Raw genomic sequence first — 15,586 nt, forward strand, 5'->3', positions numbered from 1 at the left:
ATTTCGATACTACACTGTGTAGTGTACTTTATGACTATCCATCGACACCATGCGCCTACTTCTCGGCACTCTCTTACTCGGAGCACTCGCTATCATGGCTTCCTGCACCTCCATCGCCAGCACCGCCACCGCGCCGGCCTCGCCGCAATTTCACGACGGGAAATACCGTAACCCGGTCGAGATGCACAAGATGAGTTTTGGCGAGATGGCCAAGCTGTGGTGGATCTTCCTGTTCGACAAACCAAAGGGCACGATTCCCGAGCAGGCGGTGCCGGTGCGCAGCCTGAGCCAGGCGGCATTGCTGGCCGCGCCCGACAACACGCTGTACCGCCTCGGCCACTCGACCATGCTGATCAAGCTCGGCGGCGAGTTCTATCTCACCGATCCGGTCTTCTCTGAACGCGCCTCGCCCGTGCAATGGGCCGGCCCGGCGCGCTTCCATGCGCCGCCGATCTCGATCGACGAACTGCCGCCCATCAAGGCCGTGATCCTGTCGCACGACCACTACGACCACCTCGATTACGCCGCCGTGAAGGCGCTGGCCGCGAAGACGGACCTGTTCCTGACGCCGCTGGGCGTGGGCGACCGGCTGGTCGGCTGGGGCGTGGACCAGGCCAAGGTGCGCCAGTTCGACTGGTGGCAGGGAACGGAAGTGGGCGGCGTGCGCGTCACCGCGACGCCGGCCCAGCATTTCTCGGGCCGCACCCTGGCCGATGCGAACACGACCCTGTGGGCCTCGTGGGTGATCCAGCACGACGACCTGCGCCTGTTCTTCAGCGGCGACACCGGCTACTTCAAGGGCTTCAAGGAGATCGGCGCCAGGTTCGGCCCGTTCGACGTGGCGCTGCTGGAAACCGGCGCCTACGACAAGCGCTGGCCCGACGTCCACATGCAGCCCGAGGAAACCATGCAAGCCTTCCTCGACCTGAACGCCGGCTGGCTGTTCCCCGTGCATAACGGCACCTTCGACCTGGGGATGCATCGCTGGCAGGATCCGTTCGACCGCATCGCGCAGCTGGCCGACGACAAGGGCGTCAGGCTGACCACGCCGGAGATGGGCGAGGCAGTCGACCTGCGCCAGCCGCATTCCGGGCGCGCATGGTGGCGCGCCATAAAGTAGGCGCGAAGTAGGCGCCGTGCGTCGCCATTGACGTTCTTGTCGTAAAGTCCACATGACGAACTGGACTGTCAGGCACATGCCGGGCCGTGCCCGTTCGTGACGAATCTGGAGAGTGGCTGACATGAACAAACGCAATCGGAACTTGCTGCTTGCCGGCGCGCTCGGTTTGGCCGGGGGTGTCGCAGCAGCTAAATGGATGTCCCAGTCTTCCCGCAGGGCAGGCGCGGCAAGACATGGTGGCCTGGCCACCGCCGGCGCGATCGACACGGCGGCCCTGGCCGTGGAGGTGCTGGCCCCGACCTTTGCCAAGGGCGTGATCGTGCGCCGCCCCAAGATGGTGGCGCTGGCCGAGCGCCTTGGGCTGGACGCGCGTGCGGTGCGCCGCATGCAGAAGCTGCGCGACAAGTATGGAGACGGGCCGCTGATGCTGCCGCTGCCGATCCGCAAGCAGGCCGTCCTGCTGGCGCCGGAACACGTGCGCCGGGTGCTGGACGAATCGCCGGAACCGTTCAGCGCCGCCAGCAGCGAAAAGCGCGCCGCGCTGTCGCATTTCGAGCCCGAAGGAGCATTGATTTCGTGCGGCCGCGAGCGCGCCGAGCGGCGCCGCTTCAACGAGGAAGTGCTCGAGCACGAACGCGCCGTCCATCACATGGTGGGCCAGTTCCTGCCGGCCGTCGACGATGAGGCCGGGCGCATCCTGGACCGCGCGCGTCGCCAGGGAAAACTCGACTGGGATGGCTTCAACGCCGGCTGGACCCGCCTGGTGCGGCGCATCGTCTTCGGCGACGCCGCAGCCGGCGACCAGGAAATCAGCGACATGATCATCGCGCTGCGCCAGGCGGCCAACTGGGCATTCATGCGTCCCAGGAAGACCGTTACGCGCCAACGCTTCCTCGCGCGCATCCAGGCCTACCTCGAGCGCGCCGAACCCGGCAGCCTGGCAGCGGTCGCGGCGAGCGTTCCCAGGACGCCCGATGCGGCGCCGAACCAGCAGGTGCCGCAATGGCTGTTTGCCTTCGACGCCGCCGGCATGGCCACCTTCCGCGCGCTGGCGCTGCTGGCGGCACATCCTGAGCAGGCGGAGCGCGCGCGCGAAGAACTGCGCAGCCATCCCGGCATGGCGCGGCAATATCTGCCGTTCCTGCGCGCCACCGTGCTGGAATCGCTGCGCCTGTGGCCGACGACGCCGGCGATCCTGCGCCAGACGACGCGCGATACCGACTGGAGCGGAGACACGATGCCGGCAGGGACCGGGGTGCTGGTGTTCACGCCGTTCTTCCATCGGGATGACCGGCGCATGGCATGCGCCAACCGGTTTGCGCCCGAGTTGTGGTTGAAGGACGATAAGGTGAGGGATGCGCAGGATCGCGATTGGCCCTTGATTCCGTTCAGCAGCGGACCGGTGACGTGCCCGGCGCGCAATCTGGTGCTGATGCTGACCAGCGTGATGCTGGGGGCCTTGATCGATGCGGGCGCGGACGGGAAAACCTTGCGGCTGCTGCCGCAAGGTCGACTGGACCCGGCGCAGCTGCCGGGGACGCTGGACAATTACGGCTTGCGCTTCGCGTTACGATAACGCCGCCACGCCGTCCCCCAACAAAAAACGCGGCCGAAGCCGCGTTTGAACCGGGTGCAAGTCCGGTCAAGCCGCCGGCAGCTTCGCCAACTGCTCCTGCATCTTGGCCAAGGTGGCCGAGAAGTTCGCCACGCGCTCCTTCTCTTGCGCCACCACGGCGGCCGGCGCGCGCGCAACGAAGCTCTCGTTCGACAGCTTGCCCTCGGCCTTGGCGATCTCGCCGGAGACGCGCGCGATCTCCTTCGACAGGCGCTCGCGTTCGGCGGCGACGTCGATCTCGACCTTCAGCATCAGCTTGGTGGTGCCGACGATCGACACCGCGGCCGGCGATTCCGGCAGCGCGTCCACGATCTGCACTTCGGCGAGCTTGCCCAGCAGCTGGATGTACGGCGCGAACACCGCCATCCTGGCGCGGTCTTCCTCGTTGCCCGGCTCGACGATCAGCGGCACGCGCACCGACGGCGACAGCGACATCTCGCCGCGCAGGTTGCGGGTGGCGTCGGTCAGCGCCTTGAACTGCTCCATCCACGCTTCGGCGTCCTCGTCGATCAGCGAGGTGTCGGCCAGCGGATACGGCTGCAGCATGATGGTCTCGCCGGATTTGCCGGCCAGCGGCGCGATGCTCTGCCACAGGGCTTCGGTCACGAACGGGATGATCGGATGCGCCAGGCGCAGGATCACTTCCAGCACGCGCAGCAGGGTGTGGCGGGTGGCGCGCTGCTGCGCTTCCGTGCCCTGCTGGACGCGCACCTTGGCGACTTCGAGGTACCAATCGCAGTACTCGTCCCACACGAACTTGTAGATGCTGCTGGCGATATTGTCGAAGCGGTAGTCGGCGAAACCTTTCGCGACGTCGAGCTCGACGCGGTTCATCAGCGAGATGATCCAGCGGTCGGCCGGAGACAGGTCCTCGGCAGCCGGGGCGCCGCAGTCCTTGCCTTCGGTGTTCATCATCACGAAGCGGGTCGCGTTCCACAGCTTGTTGCAGAAGTTGCGATAACCCTCGGCGCGGCCCAGGTCGAAGTTGATGTTGCGGCCCAGCGAAGCGTAGCTCGCCATGGTGAAGCGCACGGCGTCGGTGCCGAAGGCCGGGATCCCTTCCGGGAACTCCTTGCGGGTCGCCTTGGCAATCTTCTCGGCCGCGCGCGGGTCCATCAGGCCGGTGGTGCGCTTGGCGACCAGGCTATCGAGATCTATCCCATCAATCAGGTCGATCGGGTCGAGCGTATTGCCCTTCGACTTCGACATCTTCTGGCCCTGCGAGTCGCGCACGAGGCCGTGCACGTACACGGTCTCGAACGGCACCTTGCCGGTGAAGTGGGCGGTCATCATGACCATGCGCGCCACCCAGAAGAAGATGATGTCGAAGCCGGTGACCAGCACCGACGACGGCAGGAACATCTTCATGTCCGGCGTTTCCTCCGGCCAGCCCATGGTCGAGAAGGGCACCAGCGCCGACGAGAACCAGGTGTCGAGCACGTCGTCGTCACGGCGCAATGCGCCGGTGATGCCTTGCGCGGCGGCCTTGGCCTGGGCTTCTTCTTCATTGCGCGCGACGATGATGGAGCCGTCTTCGGCGAACCAGGCCGGGATGCGGTGGCCCCACCACAACTGGCGCGAGATGCACCAGTCCTGGATATTGCCCAGCCACTGGTTGTAGGTGGTGCTCCAGTTCTCGGGCACGAACTTGATCTCGCCGCTGGCGACTTTTTCCAGCGCCACTTCGGTGATCGACTTGCCCGGATTGAAGGTGCCTTCCGGCGCCGGCTTGGTCATGGCGACGAACCACTGGTCGGTCAGCATCGGCTCGATCACGACGTTGGTGCGGTCGCCGCGCGGGACCATCAGCTTGTGCGGCTTGATCTGTTCCATCAGGCCGAGCGCTTCCAGGTCGGCGACGATCTGCTTGCGCGCGGCGAAGCGGTCCAGGCCGCGATACTGTTCCGGCGCGTTCTCGTTGATCTTCGCGTCGAGCGTGAAGATGTTGATCGGCGCTAGGTTCGCGCGCTGGCCGACCGCGTAGTCGTTGAAGTCGTGGGCCGGGGTGATCTTGACGCAGCCGGTGCCGAATTCCTTGTCGACGTAGCTGTCGGCGATGATCGGGATCTCGCGGCCGGTGAGCGGCAGCTTGATCAGTTTGCCCACGAGGCTCGTATACCGTTCATCGGTCGGGTCGACCGCGACCGCGACGTCGCCCAGCATCGTCTCGGGACGGGTGGTGGCGACCGTCAGGTGGCCGCTGCCGTCGGCCAATGGGTACTGGATGTACCACATCGAGCCGTCTTCTTCCTGCGAATCGACTTCGAGGTCGGACACGGCCGTGCCCAGCACCGGGTCCCAGTTGACCAGGCGCTTGCCGCGGTAGATCAGGCCCTGCTCGTACAGGCGCACGAAGACTTCGACCACCGACTTCGAGCGCACGTCGTCCATCGTGAAGTATTCGCGCTGCCAGTCGGCCGAGGCGCCCAGGCGGCGCATCTGGCCGGTGATGGTGTTGCCCGACTTTTCCTTCCACTCCCAGACCTTTTCCAGGAACGCGTCGCGGCCGAGGTCGTGGCGCGAGATCTTCTGGGCGTCGAGCTGGCGCTCGACCACGATCTGGGTCGCGATGCCGGCGTGGTCGGTGCCCGGCACCCAGGCGGTGTTATAGCCGCGCATGCGGTAGTAGCGGGTCAGGCCGTCCATGACGGTCTGGTTGAACGCGTGGCCCATGTGCAGGGTGCCGGTCACGTTCGGCGGCGGCAGCTGGATGCTGAAGGACGGCTTGCCCTCGTCCATGGTGGCGGCGAAATAACCGCGCTTTTCCCACTCGGCGCGCCAGAACTGTTCAATATCGGCTGGCTCGAAAGACTTGGCTAATTCCATGATGTGGTGGTAGGTGAAATTTTTTGCGAAAGAACCATTATAGGTCACCTTGCATCGCCAGCCTATCCCGGCGGCATCGTGCAACGGGGGGCATGCGCGGCCACATCGCTGCTGGTGCTGCTCGATTACGAAGATTGTCTGATGTCCTCCGAGCGGATATCTGATCGCAACGAACTCTGGCGGCCTGGGCGAATCGCACGCGACATTCCCGGCAGCGACTTGGCATGAAGGAAGGATAAGCCTGAAAGCCCAGGGAAAGGCATCAGCGTTTCACCGGAATGCCGTCAATGCACACCACCGGGGAGCGGAACTCTCGTCCTGCCTGCGCTGTCTGAACGACGTACGCTGGTTGGACGGTGCACTATCGAGACAACTCGTCCGCGTCACGAAAACCAAGTGCCGCAGATAGGTAGTTTACTGTCCAGTTCTGCTTCTCGATGATTGCTGGTGACGGTCATGAGCAAACAACGCATCACGTCGGTTGCAAGTCGTGGAATTGCAACGGTTCGCCACCGTGCCTCATGGCGAGAACGGCGCTACCCGTGGCGAGTCTGGCGGCAATGTCAGACACTGCCGCCAGCTCATGTCTGGCGGGAGGCGGGAAAGTAACGCCTGTCAGATACGAGAACGGTTAGCAAGACGGCTCGGGGCAGGAAGAGGACGTTGGGCAAATTTGTTCACATCTTCAATAGCAGAAGAAGGTCATGACATTACGCGTGAGGCTGGGCGAAGGCTTCCAGAACAATACCGTGAGCGTGCGGGTCGACGGCAAGCAGGTGTACCAGCGGTCCGGCGTCAGCACCGACTGGACGATCTCGCGTGCGGACGCGGTCGACGTCCACACCGCGGCCGACAGCGTGCAGCTCGAAGTGTCGGTCGACGGCGGGCCGCCGGTCGCGCAAGCCATTGCGCCGGCGCGCACACCGTTCGTCGAGGTGCGTTCCGTGAACGGCGAGCTGCAGCTGCATGCGCTGGAACAGGAGCCGCCGATGCTGTGATAAAACCACATTCATTTTCCGCCCATCGAAAATCGATTGGGCTATAATCGGCTGGCTGTCCGGGCGCTCATGCGCCCTGACGGCAAACGCTAGGGGTCCTATGCGTCGCCACAACGGCGCGTGGGTGAGAAATACCCTCCGAACCTGATCTGGATAATGCCAGCGAAGGGAAGCAGCCGAATCGATGCAAGCGTGCGCACACCCGCGTCCGCCTTGCCTCACCCGGCACCTCCTTTGCTGGCTCCGCAAGCAAGGGAGCCACATGAACGCACCTCTGAAGTCATCCCGGATATTCGACGCCGCCACCGCCACGGTGGACCACGCCGCAATCAATCCGCTACCCAATTCGCGCAAGGTCTATATCGAAGGCAGCCGGCCCGACATCCGCGTGCCGATGCGCGAAATCAGCCAGTCGCCCACGCCCGACAGCTTCGGCGGCGAGCCGAATCCGCCCCTGTTCGTCTATGACACCTCCGGCCCGTACACCGAGCCGGGCGCGGCGATCGACATCCGCAGCGGCCTGGCGCCCATGCGCCAGGCATGGATCGCCGAACGGGGCGACACCGAGCAGCTGGACGGCCCCACCTCGCACTACGGCCAGGCGCGGCTGAACGATCCGCAACTGGCCGCGCTGCGCTTCAACCTGCAGCGCGCGCCGCGCCGCGCGAAGAGCGGTTCCAACGTCAGCCAGATGCATTACGCGCGCCAGGGAATCATCACCCCGGAGATGGAATTCATCGCCCTGCGCGAAAACATGCAGCGCAAGGAATACATCGCCTCGCTGGAATCCTCGGGGCCGATGGGCCAGCGGGTGGCGGCGCTGCTCGGCCGCCAGCATCCGGGCCAGTCCTTCGGCGCCAGCATCCCGCACGAGATCACGCCGGAATTCGTGCGCTCGGAAGTGGCGCGCGGCCGCGCCGTCATCCCCGCCAACATCAACCACCCGGAGCTGGAGCCGATGATCATCGGCCGCAACTTCCTGGTGAAGGTCAACGCCAATATCGGCAACTCGGCCGTCACCTCGTCGATCGGCGAGGAAGTGGAAAAGATGACCTGGGCCATCCGCTGGGGCGCCGACACGGTGATGGACCTGTCGACCGGCAAGCACATCCACGAGACGCGCGAATGGATCCTCCGTAACAGCCCGGTGCCGATCGGCACGGTGCCGATCTACCAGGCGCTGGAAAAGGTCAATGGCAAGGCCGAGGAGCTGAGCTGGGAAATCTTCCGCGACACCCTGATCGAACAGGCCGAGCAGGGCGTCGATTACTTCACCATCCATGCCGGCGTGCTGCTGCGCTACGTGCCAATGACGGCCAACCGCCTGACGGGGATCGTCTCGCGCGGCGGCTCGATCATGGCCAAGTGGTGCCTGGCCCACCACCGCGAATCCTTCCTGTACACGCACTTCGAGGACATCTGCGACATCATGAAGGCGTATGACGTCTCGTTCAGCCTGGGCGACGGTCTGCGTCCCGGCTCGATCTACGACGCCAACGACGAAGCCCAGCTGGCCGAACTCAAGACGCTGGGCGAGCTGACCCAGATCGCCTGGAAGCACGACGTGCAGACCATCATCGAGGGCCCCGGCCACGTGCCGCTGCACCTGATCAAGGAAAACATGGACCTGCAGCTGGAGCAGTGCCACGAGGCGCCGTTCTACACGCTGGGACCGCTCACCACCGACATCGCGCCAGGCTACGACCACATCACCTCGGGCATCGGCGCCGCCAATATCGGCTGGTACGGCACCGCCATGCTGTGCTACGTGACGCCCAAGGAGCACCTGGGCCTGCCCGACAAGAACGACGTCAAGGACGGCATCATCACTTACAAGATCGCCGCGCACGCGGCCGACCTGGCCAAGGGCCATCCGGGAGCCCAACTGCGCGACAACGCGCTGTCGAAAGCGCGCTTCGAGTTCCGCTGGGAAGACCAGTTCAACCTGGGGCTCGATCCGGACAAGGCGCGCGAATTCCACGACGAGACCCTGCCGAAGGATTCGGCCAAGGTGGCCCACTTCTGCTCGATGTGCGGCCCGCATTTCTGCTCGATGAAGATCACCCAGGAAGTGCGCGAATATGCCGCCGCCAAGGGCGTGCAAGGGGAGACAGCGCTGGCCCAGGGCATGCAGGAAAAGGCGATCGAGTTCGTGAAGAACGGCGCCCAGCTGTACCGGGAGGTGTGAATGACGCCGATCGAAGTCAACGGCGCGCCGTGCCAGGTGCCGCCGGGGCAAACCCTGTTCGGCCTGCTGGAACAGCTGGGCCTGAGCGGACAGGGGATGGCGCTGGCGGTCAACCGCGAGGTGGTGCCGCGCCAGCAGTGGCTGCACCGGCGCCTGCATGAGCAGGACCGGGTCGATATCGTGCGCGCCATCGGTGGCGGCTGACAGGAGACGAGACATGAATGCAATGAACGACATCAAACAGGACGTGCTGACGATTGCCGGCCGCGCCTACCAATCGCGCCTGCTGGTCGGCAGCGGCAAGTACCGCGACCTGGAGCAGACCCGCGAAGCCACGCTGGCCGCCGGCGCCGAGATCATCACGGTGGCGATCCGCCGCGTGAACATCGGCCAGGACCCGAGCGCGCCGAGCCTGCTGGACGTGCTGCCGCCGAACGAGTTCACCATCCTGCCGAATACGGCTGGCTGCTACACCGCCAAGGATGCGATCTACACCTTGCAGATGGCGCGCGAGCTGCTGGGAGGGCACAAGCTGGTCAAGCTCGAGGTGCTGGGCGACCAGAAGACGCTGTTCCCGCATATGCCCGAGACCCTGGTCGCGGCCGAGGCCCTGGTGAAGGATGGATTCGACGTCATGGTCTACTGCAGCGACGACCCGATCCAGGCGCGCATCCTGCAGGAGATCGGCTGCGTGGCGGTGATGCCGCTGGCCTCCCTGATCGGCTCGGGCATGGGCATCCTCAACCCATGGAACCTGTCCCTGATCATCGAGCAGGCCACGGTGCCGGTGCTGGTCGACGCCGGCGTCGGCACGGCGTCGGACGCCGCGATCGCGATGGAACTGGGTTGCGACGGCGTGTTGATGAACACCGCGATCGCCGCCGCGGGCGACCCGGTGCGCATGGCGCGCGCCATGAAGCATGCGGTGATGGCGGGGCGCGATGCCTATCTTGCCGGCCGCATGCCGAAGCGTTTCGCCGCCTCGCCCTCGTCGCCCGTCGAAGGAAAGATCACCGGATGACGGCCTGCGTGCTGGTGTTCGCCGGGCTCGATCCCGGCGGCGGCGCCGGCCTGGCCGCCGACATCCTGGCGATTTCGGCGCAGGGTGCGCACCCGCTGCCCGTGGCCACCGCCATCACGGCGCAGGACAATAACCGGGTCCATGCGGCGAGCCCGGTGGATGCCGAATGGATCGCGCGCCAGGCGGCGCCGCTTCTGGCCGCCTTCGAGATCGGGGCGGTCAAGCTCGGCATCCCCGGCAACGCCGCCAATGCGGCGGCGATCGCGGACGTCATCCGGACTTTGCGCGCGCGCCGGCCCACCTTGCCGGTGGTGCTCGATCCGGTGCTGGCCAGCGGCCATGGCGATGCGCTGGGGCAGGGCGACGCTATCAAAGCGCTGCGCGAACTGCTGGCGCTGGCGACGATCGTGCTGCCCAACCTGCCCGAACACGAAGCACTGGGCGAGATCCACGGCGCGCAGGTGCTGGTGACCGGCGGCCACGCCGCAGGCGACACCGTCGTCAACCGCTGGCTGGTCGACGGCGTCGAGCGACGCGCCTGGCACTGGCCGCGCCTGCCGCACGGCTACCACGGCAGCGGCTGCACCCTGGCCGCGGCGCTGGCGGCGCGGCTGGCGCTGGGCGAGCGCATGGAGGCGGCGCTCGACACGGCCCAGACCTATACCCACCATGCGCTGGCGCAGTCGTATGCGCTGGCGCTAGGGCAGCGCATCCCGCGCCGCCTGTTGCAATCGACAAGCTGAAAGGAGTCCGCCATGCGCGGCTTGTACCTCGTTACCCCGAACTGGGACGATACGGAAAAACTGATCGCCGCGACCGACGCTGCCCTTGGCGCCGGCGCCGCGCTGGTTCAGTACCGCCACAAGGAAGCCGGTCCCGACCTGCGCAAGGAGCAGGCAGCGGCGCTGCTCGCGCTGTGCCGCCGTCACGGCCGGCCGCTCGTCATCAACGACCACCTCGACCTGTGCCAGGCGATCGACGCCGACGGCGTGCACCTGGGCCATACCGATGACGGCGTTCAGGAGGCGCGCGCGCTGCTGGGGAAGGACAAGATCGTCGGCGCCTCGTGCTACGGCGAGCTGGCCCTGGCGCGCGCGGCAGTCGAAGCCGGCGCCAGCTACGTCGCCTTCGGCGGCTTCTATCCGTCGCCGGTCAAGAAGTACACTTTTGTCACGCCACCCGAGCTGCTGGACCAGGCGCGCGCCGAGTTCAGCCTGCCGATCGTCGTCATCGGCGGCATGACACCGAGCAATGCGGCGCCGCTGGTGACGCGCGGGATCGACCTGGTGGCGGCGATCACGAGCGTCTATGGTTCGCGCGATCCCGGCGCGGCGGCGCGCGCATTCGGCGCGCTGTTTCCGCCCGCCTGAACCTACAATGGGCGCATCGCGATCACCGTCGTCCATCCATGCGCCCCTTGCTCCTGTTCGTCCACACCCGCCGCCACCCGTCCGCCATCCTGTTGCTGGTCCAGCTGATCGGCATGCTGGCCTATCCCTTCATCGAGGGCACGCCGGCCGGCCAGGTGGCCTTCAATGCCTTCGGCATCGTGGTGCTGGCCTTCACCATCCGCATGGTGCGGCGCACGCCGGGCGAGGTGCGGGTCAGCCTGGCGCTGGCGCTGCCGATCATCGCGCTGCTGCTGGCGCAGATCCTGTTCGGGCTGCGCGAACTGCTGGCCTGGTCGTCGGGGCTCGAGGCGCTGTTCTATTTCTATGCGGCGGGCAGCCTGATCGCCTATATGATGGACGACGAGCTGGCCACCACCGACGAGCTGTTCGCGGCCGGCGCCACCTTCACCCTGCTCGCATGGGGCTTCACCCACATGTACATCCTGGTGCAGGAACTCCATCCCGGCAGCTTCGCTGCTGCCGTCAACTCCGGCGCGCCGCGCACCTGGACCGAATTGAACTACCTGAGCTTCGCGCTGCTGTCGAGCACCGGCATCGGCGACGTGATCCCGCTGACCGTGCATGCGCGGGCGCTGGCCAGCGTCGAGATGCTGGTCGGGCTGATGTACCTGGCGGTGGTGGTGGCGCGGTTGATTGCGTTTACCACGCGTAACCGGATCGCGGTCGGAAGGGCGCGCAAGCGCCGCATGGAGGATTGGGAGAGGGATTAGACCCGTCTCACTCCTTGAACGGCACCACGAAGGCGCGCAATTCGGCCATCTTGCCATCCCGGAAACGCCAGACGTCGCTATAGGCATTTTGCACCGTGTTGCCTTGCTCGTCCTTCGATTCGATGTCGCCCAAAGCGACCACGAGGTCGCCTTCCGCGACCAGTTCGCGCACGGTGAACTTGGGCGGCTCGGCATAGCCATCCACCATCCAGGCGCGCACTGCTTCCTTGCCGCGCAGGGTTTCGCCGCCGACCGTCGACCAGACGAGGTCGTCGGTGCAGAACGCCAGGAATCCTTCGTTGTCGCCGCGGGTCACCGCCGCATTCGCCTGTTGCAGGATGCTCTTGTTCAGTTCGGACATGAAGTCTCTCCCTGGTTAGAAGCTTCAATGTACCAATTGTCGTTCGTTAGGGGCGCTCGGCAATGAGCCGGATGCGGCCTGCTAAAATCGGTTTCCTGGAATAAACGAGAGTTCGTCATGACCCGCTCTGCATTCTCCATCAGGCCATTCGTGGCCGACGAATGGCAGGCCTACCGCGCGATCCGCCTGCGCGCGCTCGCCGACGCGCCGGACGCCTTCGGCAGCACCCTGGCCGCCGAGGAAGCGCTGGCGCCCGAGACCTGGGCCGCGCGCCTGGCGCGCTCGACCACGTCCGGCATCGACCGCGCGCTGGCCGCCGAGATGGATGGCGCCCTGGTCGGCCTGGCCTGGGCCAAGGAGGACGGCGACGACGCAACCATCGTCAACCTGTTCCAGATGTGGGTTGCTCCCGAGGCGCGCGGACGGGGCGTGGCCGGCGCCTTGCTGGATGACGCGGTGCGCTGGGCCACGGAGCGCGGCGCGCAGGCGATGCAACTGGGCGTCACCTGCACCAATGCCGACGCCCTGCGCCTCTACGAGCGCGCCGGTTTCGTCGAGGCCGGCGTGCGCGAGCCCTTGCGGCCGGGCTCGGACCTGATGGAGCAGCGCATGCGGCTCACGCTTCCCGGCCCAGCGCGCGCAGGCAGGCCATGACGCGCTTGCCCGGATAGCTCTCCGACGCAGGGCAAAGGTAGGGCCGGTAGCTGACGGTGCGGCGCTCGATCGTGTCCAGATAGCGCGGATTTTCGCGCACGAAGGCGGCGAGGGCGGCCCGCATGTCGGGCGCGAGGTCCGGCAGCGCCGCCTCGATCCGCTGCACGATCTCGTCTACGTATTCGCCCACCAGATGCACGATGAAGGGCGCCATCCAGCCTTGCGGCGCCGCCAGCAGCCGCGTCAGGCATGCTTCGCGCACATGGCCGTCGTGGTGGCGAGTGCCGAGGCACCATGCTATGCCGCGTCCGGTGGCGTCGCGGCCGGCATCGTCCCACAGCAGGCCGCGGTCAACGTAGAGTCGCAAAGGAATCGTCAGTGTGTCGCCGCCGAGCATGACGTGATAGGTATAGTGGCGTATTTCGGGGCGCCAGCCCGCGCTGTCGGTCAGCGCGGCGACCGCTGGCCGCAAGGCGGCGGGGAAGGCGAGTGACAGGTCGAGCGCAAGAAGTGCCGGTCGCGGGATCGCGGGCGTGGCGTCGAGATGCGCGGCGCGCACCTTCGCGGAATCGGGCATGGTGTTCTCCATTTGGCCCTGCAAAGGTGCAGGGAACGATGGTATCCCAAGAAATTCATCGGCGCCAGCCATTCCATGAATCTGACATTGTGTCGTTTCCAACTGGCGCGTTCACAATCTTGCGTGCTATATTTTTTTCATGCTCCAGCACGTCAGCGGCGCTGACGTCCCATGTATAGACAGGAGGAAGCATGAACCCACAACCACCAGCGCGCCGCCTGGTACTGATCGTCGACGACGATGCGCTGCTGCGCGAATACCTGGCCGAAGTGCTGCAGCACGCCGGCCACGATACCCTCGACGCCGGCACCGCGGCCGAGGCCCTGCGCACGATCGAGGAGCACGCGGACGGGATCGCCCTGGTCCTGCTCGACATCGAGATGCCCGGCATGTCGGGCCTGGCGCTGGCGCGCCTGCTGCGCGAAGAGACGACCATCCCCTTCATGTTCCTGTCCGCCAGCGACGATGCGGCGACGGCGCGCGCCGCCGCCGATGCCGGCGCGGTCGGTTACCTGGTCAAGCCGGTCGACGGCGCGCAGCTGTTGCCGGCATTCGCCGCGGCGCTGGCGCGCGGCGACGACATCCGGCGCCTGCGCCGCAGCGAGGAAAGCCTGACCTCGGCGCTGGCGGCGGGACGCGAGACCAGCATCGCGGTCGGCGTGCTGATGGCGCGCTTTCACATCGACCGCCACCTGGCCTTCGACGTGCTGCGCGACGAGGCGCGCTCGCAGCGGCGCAAGATGGGCGAGGTGGCCGAGCAGATCCTGGCCGCCGAGGAAACCCTCAACGGGTTGCATGGCGCCATCGGCGAACGATTGCGGGGCCGCGGCCGGACGTGATTTCACAAGCTTGTTATCATGTCACCTTTGCGGCGCGCTCATGGACGCGCGGTTTTTCTTCAAGCAACGGGAATACGACATGAAAACGAAGGCAGCAATTGCATGGAAGGCGGGCCACCCGCTCACGATCGAAGAGGTCGAACTCGAAGGTCCGAAGGCCGGCGAGGTGCTGGTCGAGGTCAAGGCCACCGGCATCTGCCACACCGACTACTACACGCTGTCGGGCGCCGATCCCGAAGGCATCTTCCCGGCCATCCTGGGCCATGAAGGCGCCGGCGTGGTGGTCGACGTCGGTCCCGGCGTGACGAGTTTGCGCCGCGACGATCACGTGATTCCGCTGTACACGCCGGAATGCCGCCAGTGCAAATTCTGCCTGTCGCAGAAGACCAACCTGTGCCAGGCGATCCGCTCGACGCAGGGCCGCGGCCTGATGCCCGATGCGACGTCCCGTTTTTCGCTGGACGGCCAGCCGATCTACCACTACATGGGCACCTCGACCTTCTCGAACTACATCGTGGTTCCCGAAATCGCCCTGGCCAAGGTGCGTAATGACGCGCCATTCGACAAGATCTGCTACATCGGTTGCGGCGTCACCACCGGCATCGGCGCCGTGATCTTCACCGCCAAGGTCGAAGCGGGCGCCAACGTGGTCGTGTTCGGCCTGGGCGGCATCGGCCTGAACGTGATCCAGGCGGCCAGGATGGTGGGCGCCGACAAGATCATCGGCGTCGACCTGAACCCGGAACGCGAAGCCATGGCGCGCAAGTTCGGCATGACCCATTTCATCAACCCGACCAAGGTCGAGAACGTCGTCGACAGCATCATCCAGCTGACCGACGGCGGCGCCGACTACAGCTTCGAGTGCGTGGGCAACGTCAACACCATGCGCCAGGCGCTCGAGTGCTGCCACAAGGGTTGGGGCCAGTCGATCATCATCGGCGTGGCGGCGGCCGGCCAGGAGATTTCCACCCGTCCGTTCCAGCTGGTGACCGGCCGCGAATGGAAAGGTTCGGCCTTCGGCGGCGCACGCGGCCGTACCGACGTGCCGAAGATCGTCGACTGGTATATGGAAAACAAGATCAATATCGACGACCTGATCACCCACCACCTGCCGCTCGACCGCATCAACGAAGGCTTCGACCTGATGAAGTCGGGCGAGTCGATCCGTTCGGTCGTGGTGTATTAATTATCCCGGCGGGCCGCCCGGCCTGCCGCATATGCACCGTTCCAGCGCGGCCTTCGGGCCGCGTCGTCGTTCTGGCGGC

General features: G+C 66.0%; 15 protein-coding genes and 1 riboswitch. Of the genes, 12 read left to right on the forward strand and 3 right to left on the reverse strand.

From position 1 onward, the window contains the following. Positions 1-94: 94 nt before the first annotated feature. Entirely contained in the window at positions 95-1,120 is a 1,026-nt protein-coding gene (locus ABIB42_RS07440) for an MBL fold metallo-hydrolase (RefSeq protein ID WP_273028984.1), read from the forward strand. Positions 1,121-1,316: 196 nt separating this feature from the next. Beyond that, positions 1,317-2,696, forward strand: a complete 1,380-nt coding sequence (locus ABIB42_RS07445) for a cytochrome P450 (protein ID WP_229520342.1) — start codon at positions 1,317-1,319, stop codon at positions 2,694-2,696. A gap of 66 nt (positions 2,697-2,762) precedes the next feature. Here ABIB42_RS07445 and ABIB42_RS07450 read toward each other — a convergent pair whose 3' ends face one another. Beyond that, complete coding sequence (locus ABIB42_RS07450; protein WP_219862572.1) at positions 2,763-5,561, reverse strand: valine--tRNA ligase; 2,799 nt, start codon at positions 5,559-5,561, stop codon at positions 2,763-2,765. Between the two features lie 704 nt (positions 5,562-6,265). Between ABIB42_RS07450 and ABIB42_RS07455 the strand changes: the two genes are divergently transcribed. The 7 genes from ABIB42_RS07455 (at position 6,266) to ABIB42_RS07485 (ending at position 11,890) form a co-directional block, all read left to right on the forward strand. Beyond that, positions 6,266-6,559 (forward strand): hypothetical protein, encoded by a 294-nt coding sequence (locus tag ABIB42_RS07455; protein WP_005667960.1) that lies wholly within the window; start codon positions 6,266-6,268, stop codon positions 6,557-6,559. A gap of 81 nt (positions 6,560-6,640) precedes the next feature. Then, positions 6,641-6,747: riboswitch (TPP riboswitch) on the forward strand. 74 nt (positions 6,748-6,821) lie between these two features. Further along, positions 6,822-8,747, forward strand: a complete 1,926-nt coding sequence (gene thiC, locus ABIB42_RS07460; RefSeq protein WP_005667961.1) for a phosphomethylpyrimidine synthase ThiC — start codon at positions 6,822-6,824, stop codon at positions 8,745-8,747. Beyond that, positions 8,748-8,951 carry a sulfur carrier protein ThiS gene (thiS, locus tag ABIB42_RS07465; RefSeq protein WP_005667962.1) on the forward strand — a complete coding sequence of 68 codons (204 nt, stop codon included), beginning with the start codon at positions 8,748-8,750 and terminating at the stop codon, positions 8,949-8,951. It abuts the gene before it with no gap. Between the two features lie 13 nt (positions 8,952-8,964). Further along, positions 8,965-9,768, forward strand: coding sequence for a thiazole synthase (locus ABIB42_RS07470; RefSeq protein WP_429248158.1), 804 nt, complete (start codon positions 8,965-8,967; stop codon positions 9,766-9,768). After that, positions 9,765-10,511, forward strand: a complete 747-nt coding sequence (locus ABIB42_RS07475) for a hydroxymethylpyrimidine/phosphomethylpyrimidine kinase (protein ID WP_429248159.1) — start codon at positions 9,765-9,767, stop codon at positions 10,509-10,511. Before ABIB42_RS07470 ends, ABIB42_RS07475 begins: the two co-directional genes overlap by 4 nt. Before the next feature lie 12 nt (positions 10,512-10,523). Then, positions 10,524-11,138 carry a thiamine phosphate synthase gene (thiE, locus tag ABIB42_RS07480; RefSeq protein WP_219862580.1) on the forward strand — a complete coding sequence of 205 codons (615 nt, stop codon included), beginning with the start codon at positions 10,524-10,526 and terminating at the stop codon, positions 11,136-11,138. Between the two features lie 38 nt (positions 11,139-11,176). Continuing rightward, on the forward strand, positions 11,177-11,890 hold the full coding sequence (locus ABIB42_RS07485) for an ion channel (RefSeq protein WP_429248160.1): 714 nt from the start codon (positions 11,177-11,179) through the stop codon (positions 11,888-11,890). 7 nt (positions 11,891-11,897) lie between these two features. Here ABIB42_RS07485 and ABIB42_RS07490 read toward each other — a convergent pair whose 3' ends face one another. Further along, positions 11,898-12,251: a nuclear transport factor 2 family protein gene (locus ABIB42_RS07490; protein WP_429248161.1), complete on the reverse strand. Its 354-nt coding sequence runs from the start codon at positions 12,249-12,251 to the stop codon at positions 11,898-11,900. A gap of 117 nt (positions 12,252-12,368) precedes the next feature. Here ABIB42_RS07490 and ABIB42_RS07495 point away from each other — a divergent pair, with 117 nt between their 5' ends. Then, a complete protein-coding gene (locus tag ABIB42_RS07495) occupies positions 12,369-12,905 on the forward strand; it encodes a GNAT family N-acetyltransferase (protein ID WP_005667969.1) in 537 nt (178 codons plus the stop codon). On the opposite strand, the gene ABIB42_RS07500 is transcribed toward ABIB42_RS07495, so the two are convergent. After that, positions 12,868-13,482 carry a hypothetical protein gene (locus tag ABIB42_RS07500; RefSeq protein ID WP_005667970.1) on the reverse strand — a complete coding sequence of 205 codons (615 nt, stop codon included), beginning with the start codon at positions 13,480-13,482 and terminating at the stop codon, positions 12,868-12,870. The two genes, ABIB42_RS07495 and ABIB42_RS07500, sit on opposite strands and share 38 nt — an antisense overlap. A 191-nt stretch (positions 13,483-13,673) precedes the next feature. Between ABIB42_RS07500 and ABIB42_RS07505 the strand changes: the two genes are divergently transcribed. Continuing rightward, positions 13,674-14,321, forward strand: a complete 648-nt coding sequence (locus ABIB42_RS07505) for an ANTAR domain-containing response regulator (RefSeq protein ID WP_429248162.1) — start codon at positions 13,674-13,676, stop codon at positions 14,319-14,321. A gap of 79 nt (positions 14,322-14,400) precedes the next feature. Continuing rightward, the gene (locus ABIB42_RS07510) at positions 14,401-15,507 is read left to right on the forward strand and encodes an S-(hydroxymethyl)glutathione dehydrogenase/class III alcohol dehydrogenase (protein ID WP_040777195.1); all 1,107 of its coding nucleotides are present in this window, start codon (positions 14,401-14,403) and stop codon (positions 15,505-15,507) included. Positions 15,508-15,586 lie beyond the last annotated feature (79 nt).

The sequence above is a fragment of the Massilia sp. UYP32 genome (assembly GCF_050434365.1).
In the GTDB taxonomy this organism is placed as follows: domain Bacteria; phylum Pseudomonadota; class Gammaproteobacteria; order Burkholderiales; family Burkholderiaceae_D; genus Telluria; species Telluria timonae.

Excerpts from the sequence above, each read along its gene's own strand:
- ABIB42_RS07440 (WP_273028984.1), top strand. The coding sequence starts at position 95 with ATGGCTTCCTGCACCTCCATCGCCAGCACCGCCACCGCGCCGGCCTCG.
- ABIB42_RS07445 (WP_229520342.1), top strand. The coding sequence starts at position 1,317 with ATGTCCCAGTCTTCCCGCAGGGCAGGCGCGGCAAGACATGGTGGCCTG.
- ABIB42_RS07450 (WP_219862572.1), bottom strand. The coding sequence starts at position 5,561 with ATGGAATTAGCCAAGTCTTTCGAGCCAGCCGATATTGAACAGTTCTGG.
- ABIB42_RS07455 (WP_005667960.1), top strand. The coding sequence starts at position 6,266 with ATGACATTACGCGTGAGGCTGGGCGAAGGCTTCCAGAACAATACCGTG.
- thiC (WP_005667961.1), top strand. The coding sequence starts at position 6,822 with ATGAACGCACCTCTGAAGTCATCCCGGATATTCGACGCCGCCACCGCC.
- thiS (WP_005667962.1), top strand. The coding sequence starts at position 8,748 with ATGACGCCGATCGAAGTCAACGGCGCGCCGTGCCAGGTGCCGCCGGGG.
- ABIB42_RS07470 (WP_429248158.1), top strand. The coding sequence starts at position 8,965 with ATGAATGCAATGAACGACATCAAACAGGACGTGCTGACGATTGCCGGC.
- ABIB42_RS07475 (WP_429248159.1), top strand. The coding sequence starts at position 9,765 with ATGACGGCCTGCGTGCTGGTGTTCGCCGGGCTCGATCCCGGCGGCGGC.
- thiE (WP_219862580.1), top strand. The coding sequence starts at position 10,524 with ATGCGCGGCTTGTACCTCGTTACCCCGAACTGGGACGATACGGAAAAA.
- ABIB42_RS07485 (WP_429248160.1), top strand. The coding sequence starts at position 11,177 with ATGCGCCCCTTGCTCCTGTTCGTCCACACCCGCCGCCACCCGTCCGCC.
- ABIB42_RS07490 (WP_429248161.1), bottom strand. The coding sequence starts at position 12,251 with ATGTCCGAACTGAACAAGAGCATCCTGCAACAGGCGAATGCGGCGGTG.
- ABIB42_RS07495 (WP_005667969.1), top strand. The coding sequence starts at position 12,369 with ATGACCCGCTCTGCATTCTCCATCAGGCCATTCGTGGCCGACGAATGG.
- ABIB42_RS07500 (WP_005667970.1), bottom strand. The coding sequence starts at position 13,482 with ATGCCCGATTCCGCGAAGGTGCGCGCCGCGCATCTCGACGCCACGCCC.
- ABIB42_RS07505 (WP_429248162.1), top strand. The coding sequence starts at position 13,674 with ATGAACCCACAACCACCAGCGCGCCGCCTGGTACTGATCGTCGACGAC.
- ABIB42_RS07510 (WP_040777195.1), top strand. The coding sequence starts at position 14,401 with ATGAAAACGAAGGCAGCAATTGCATGGAAGGCGGGCCACCCGCTCACG.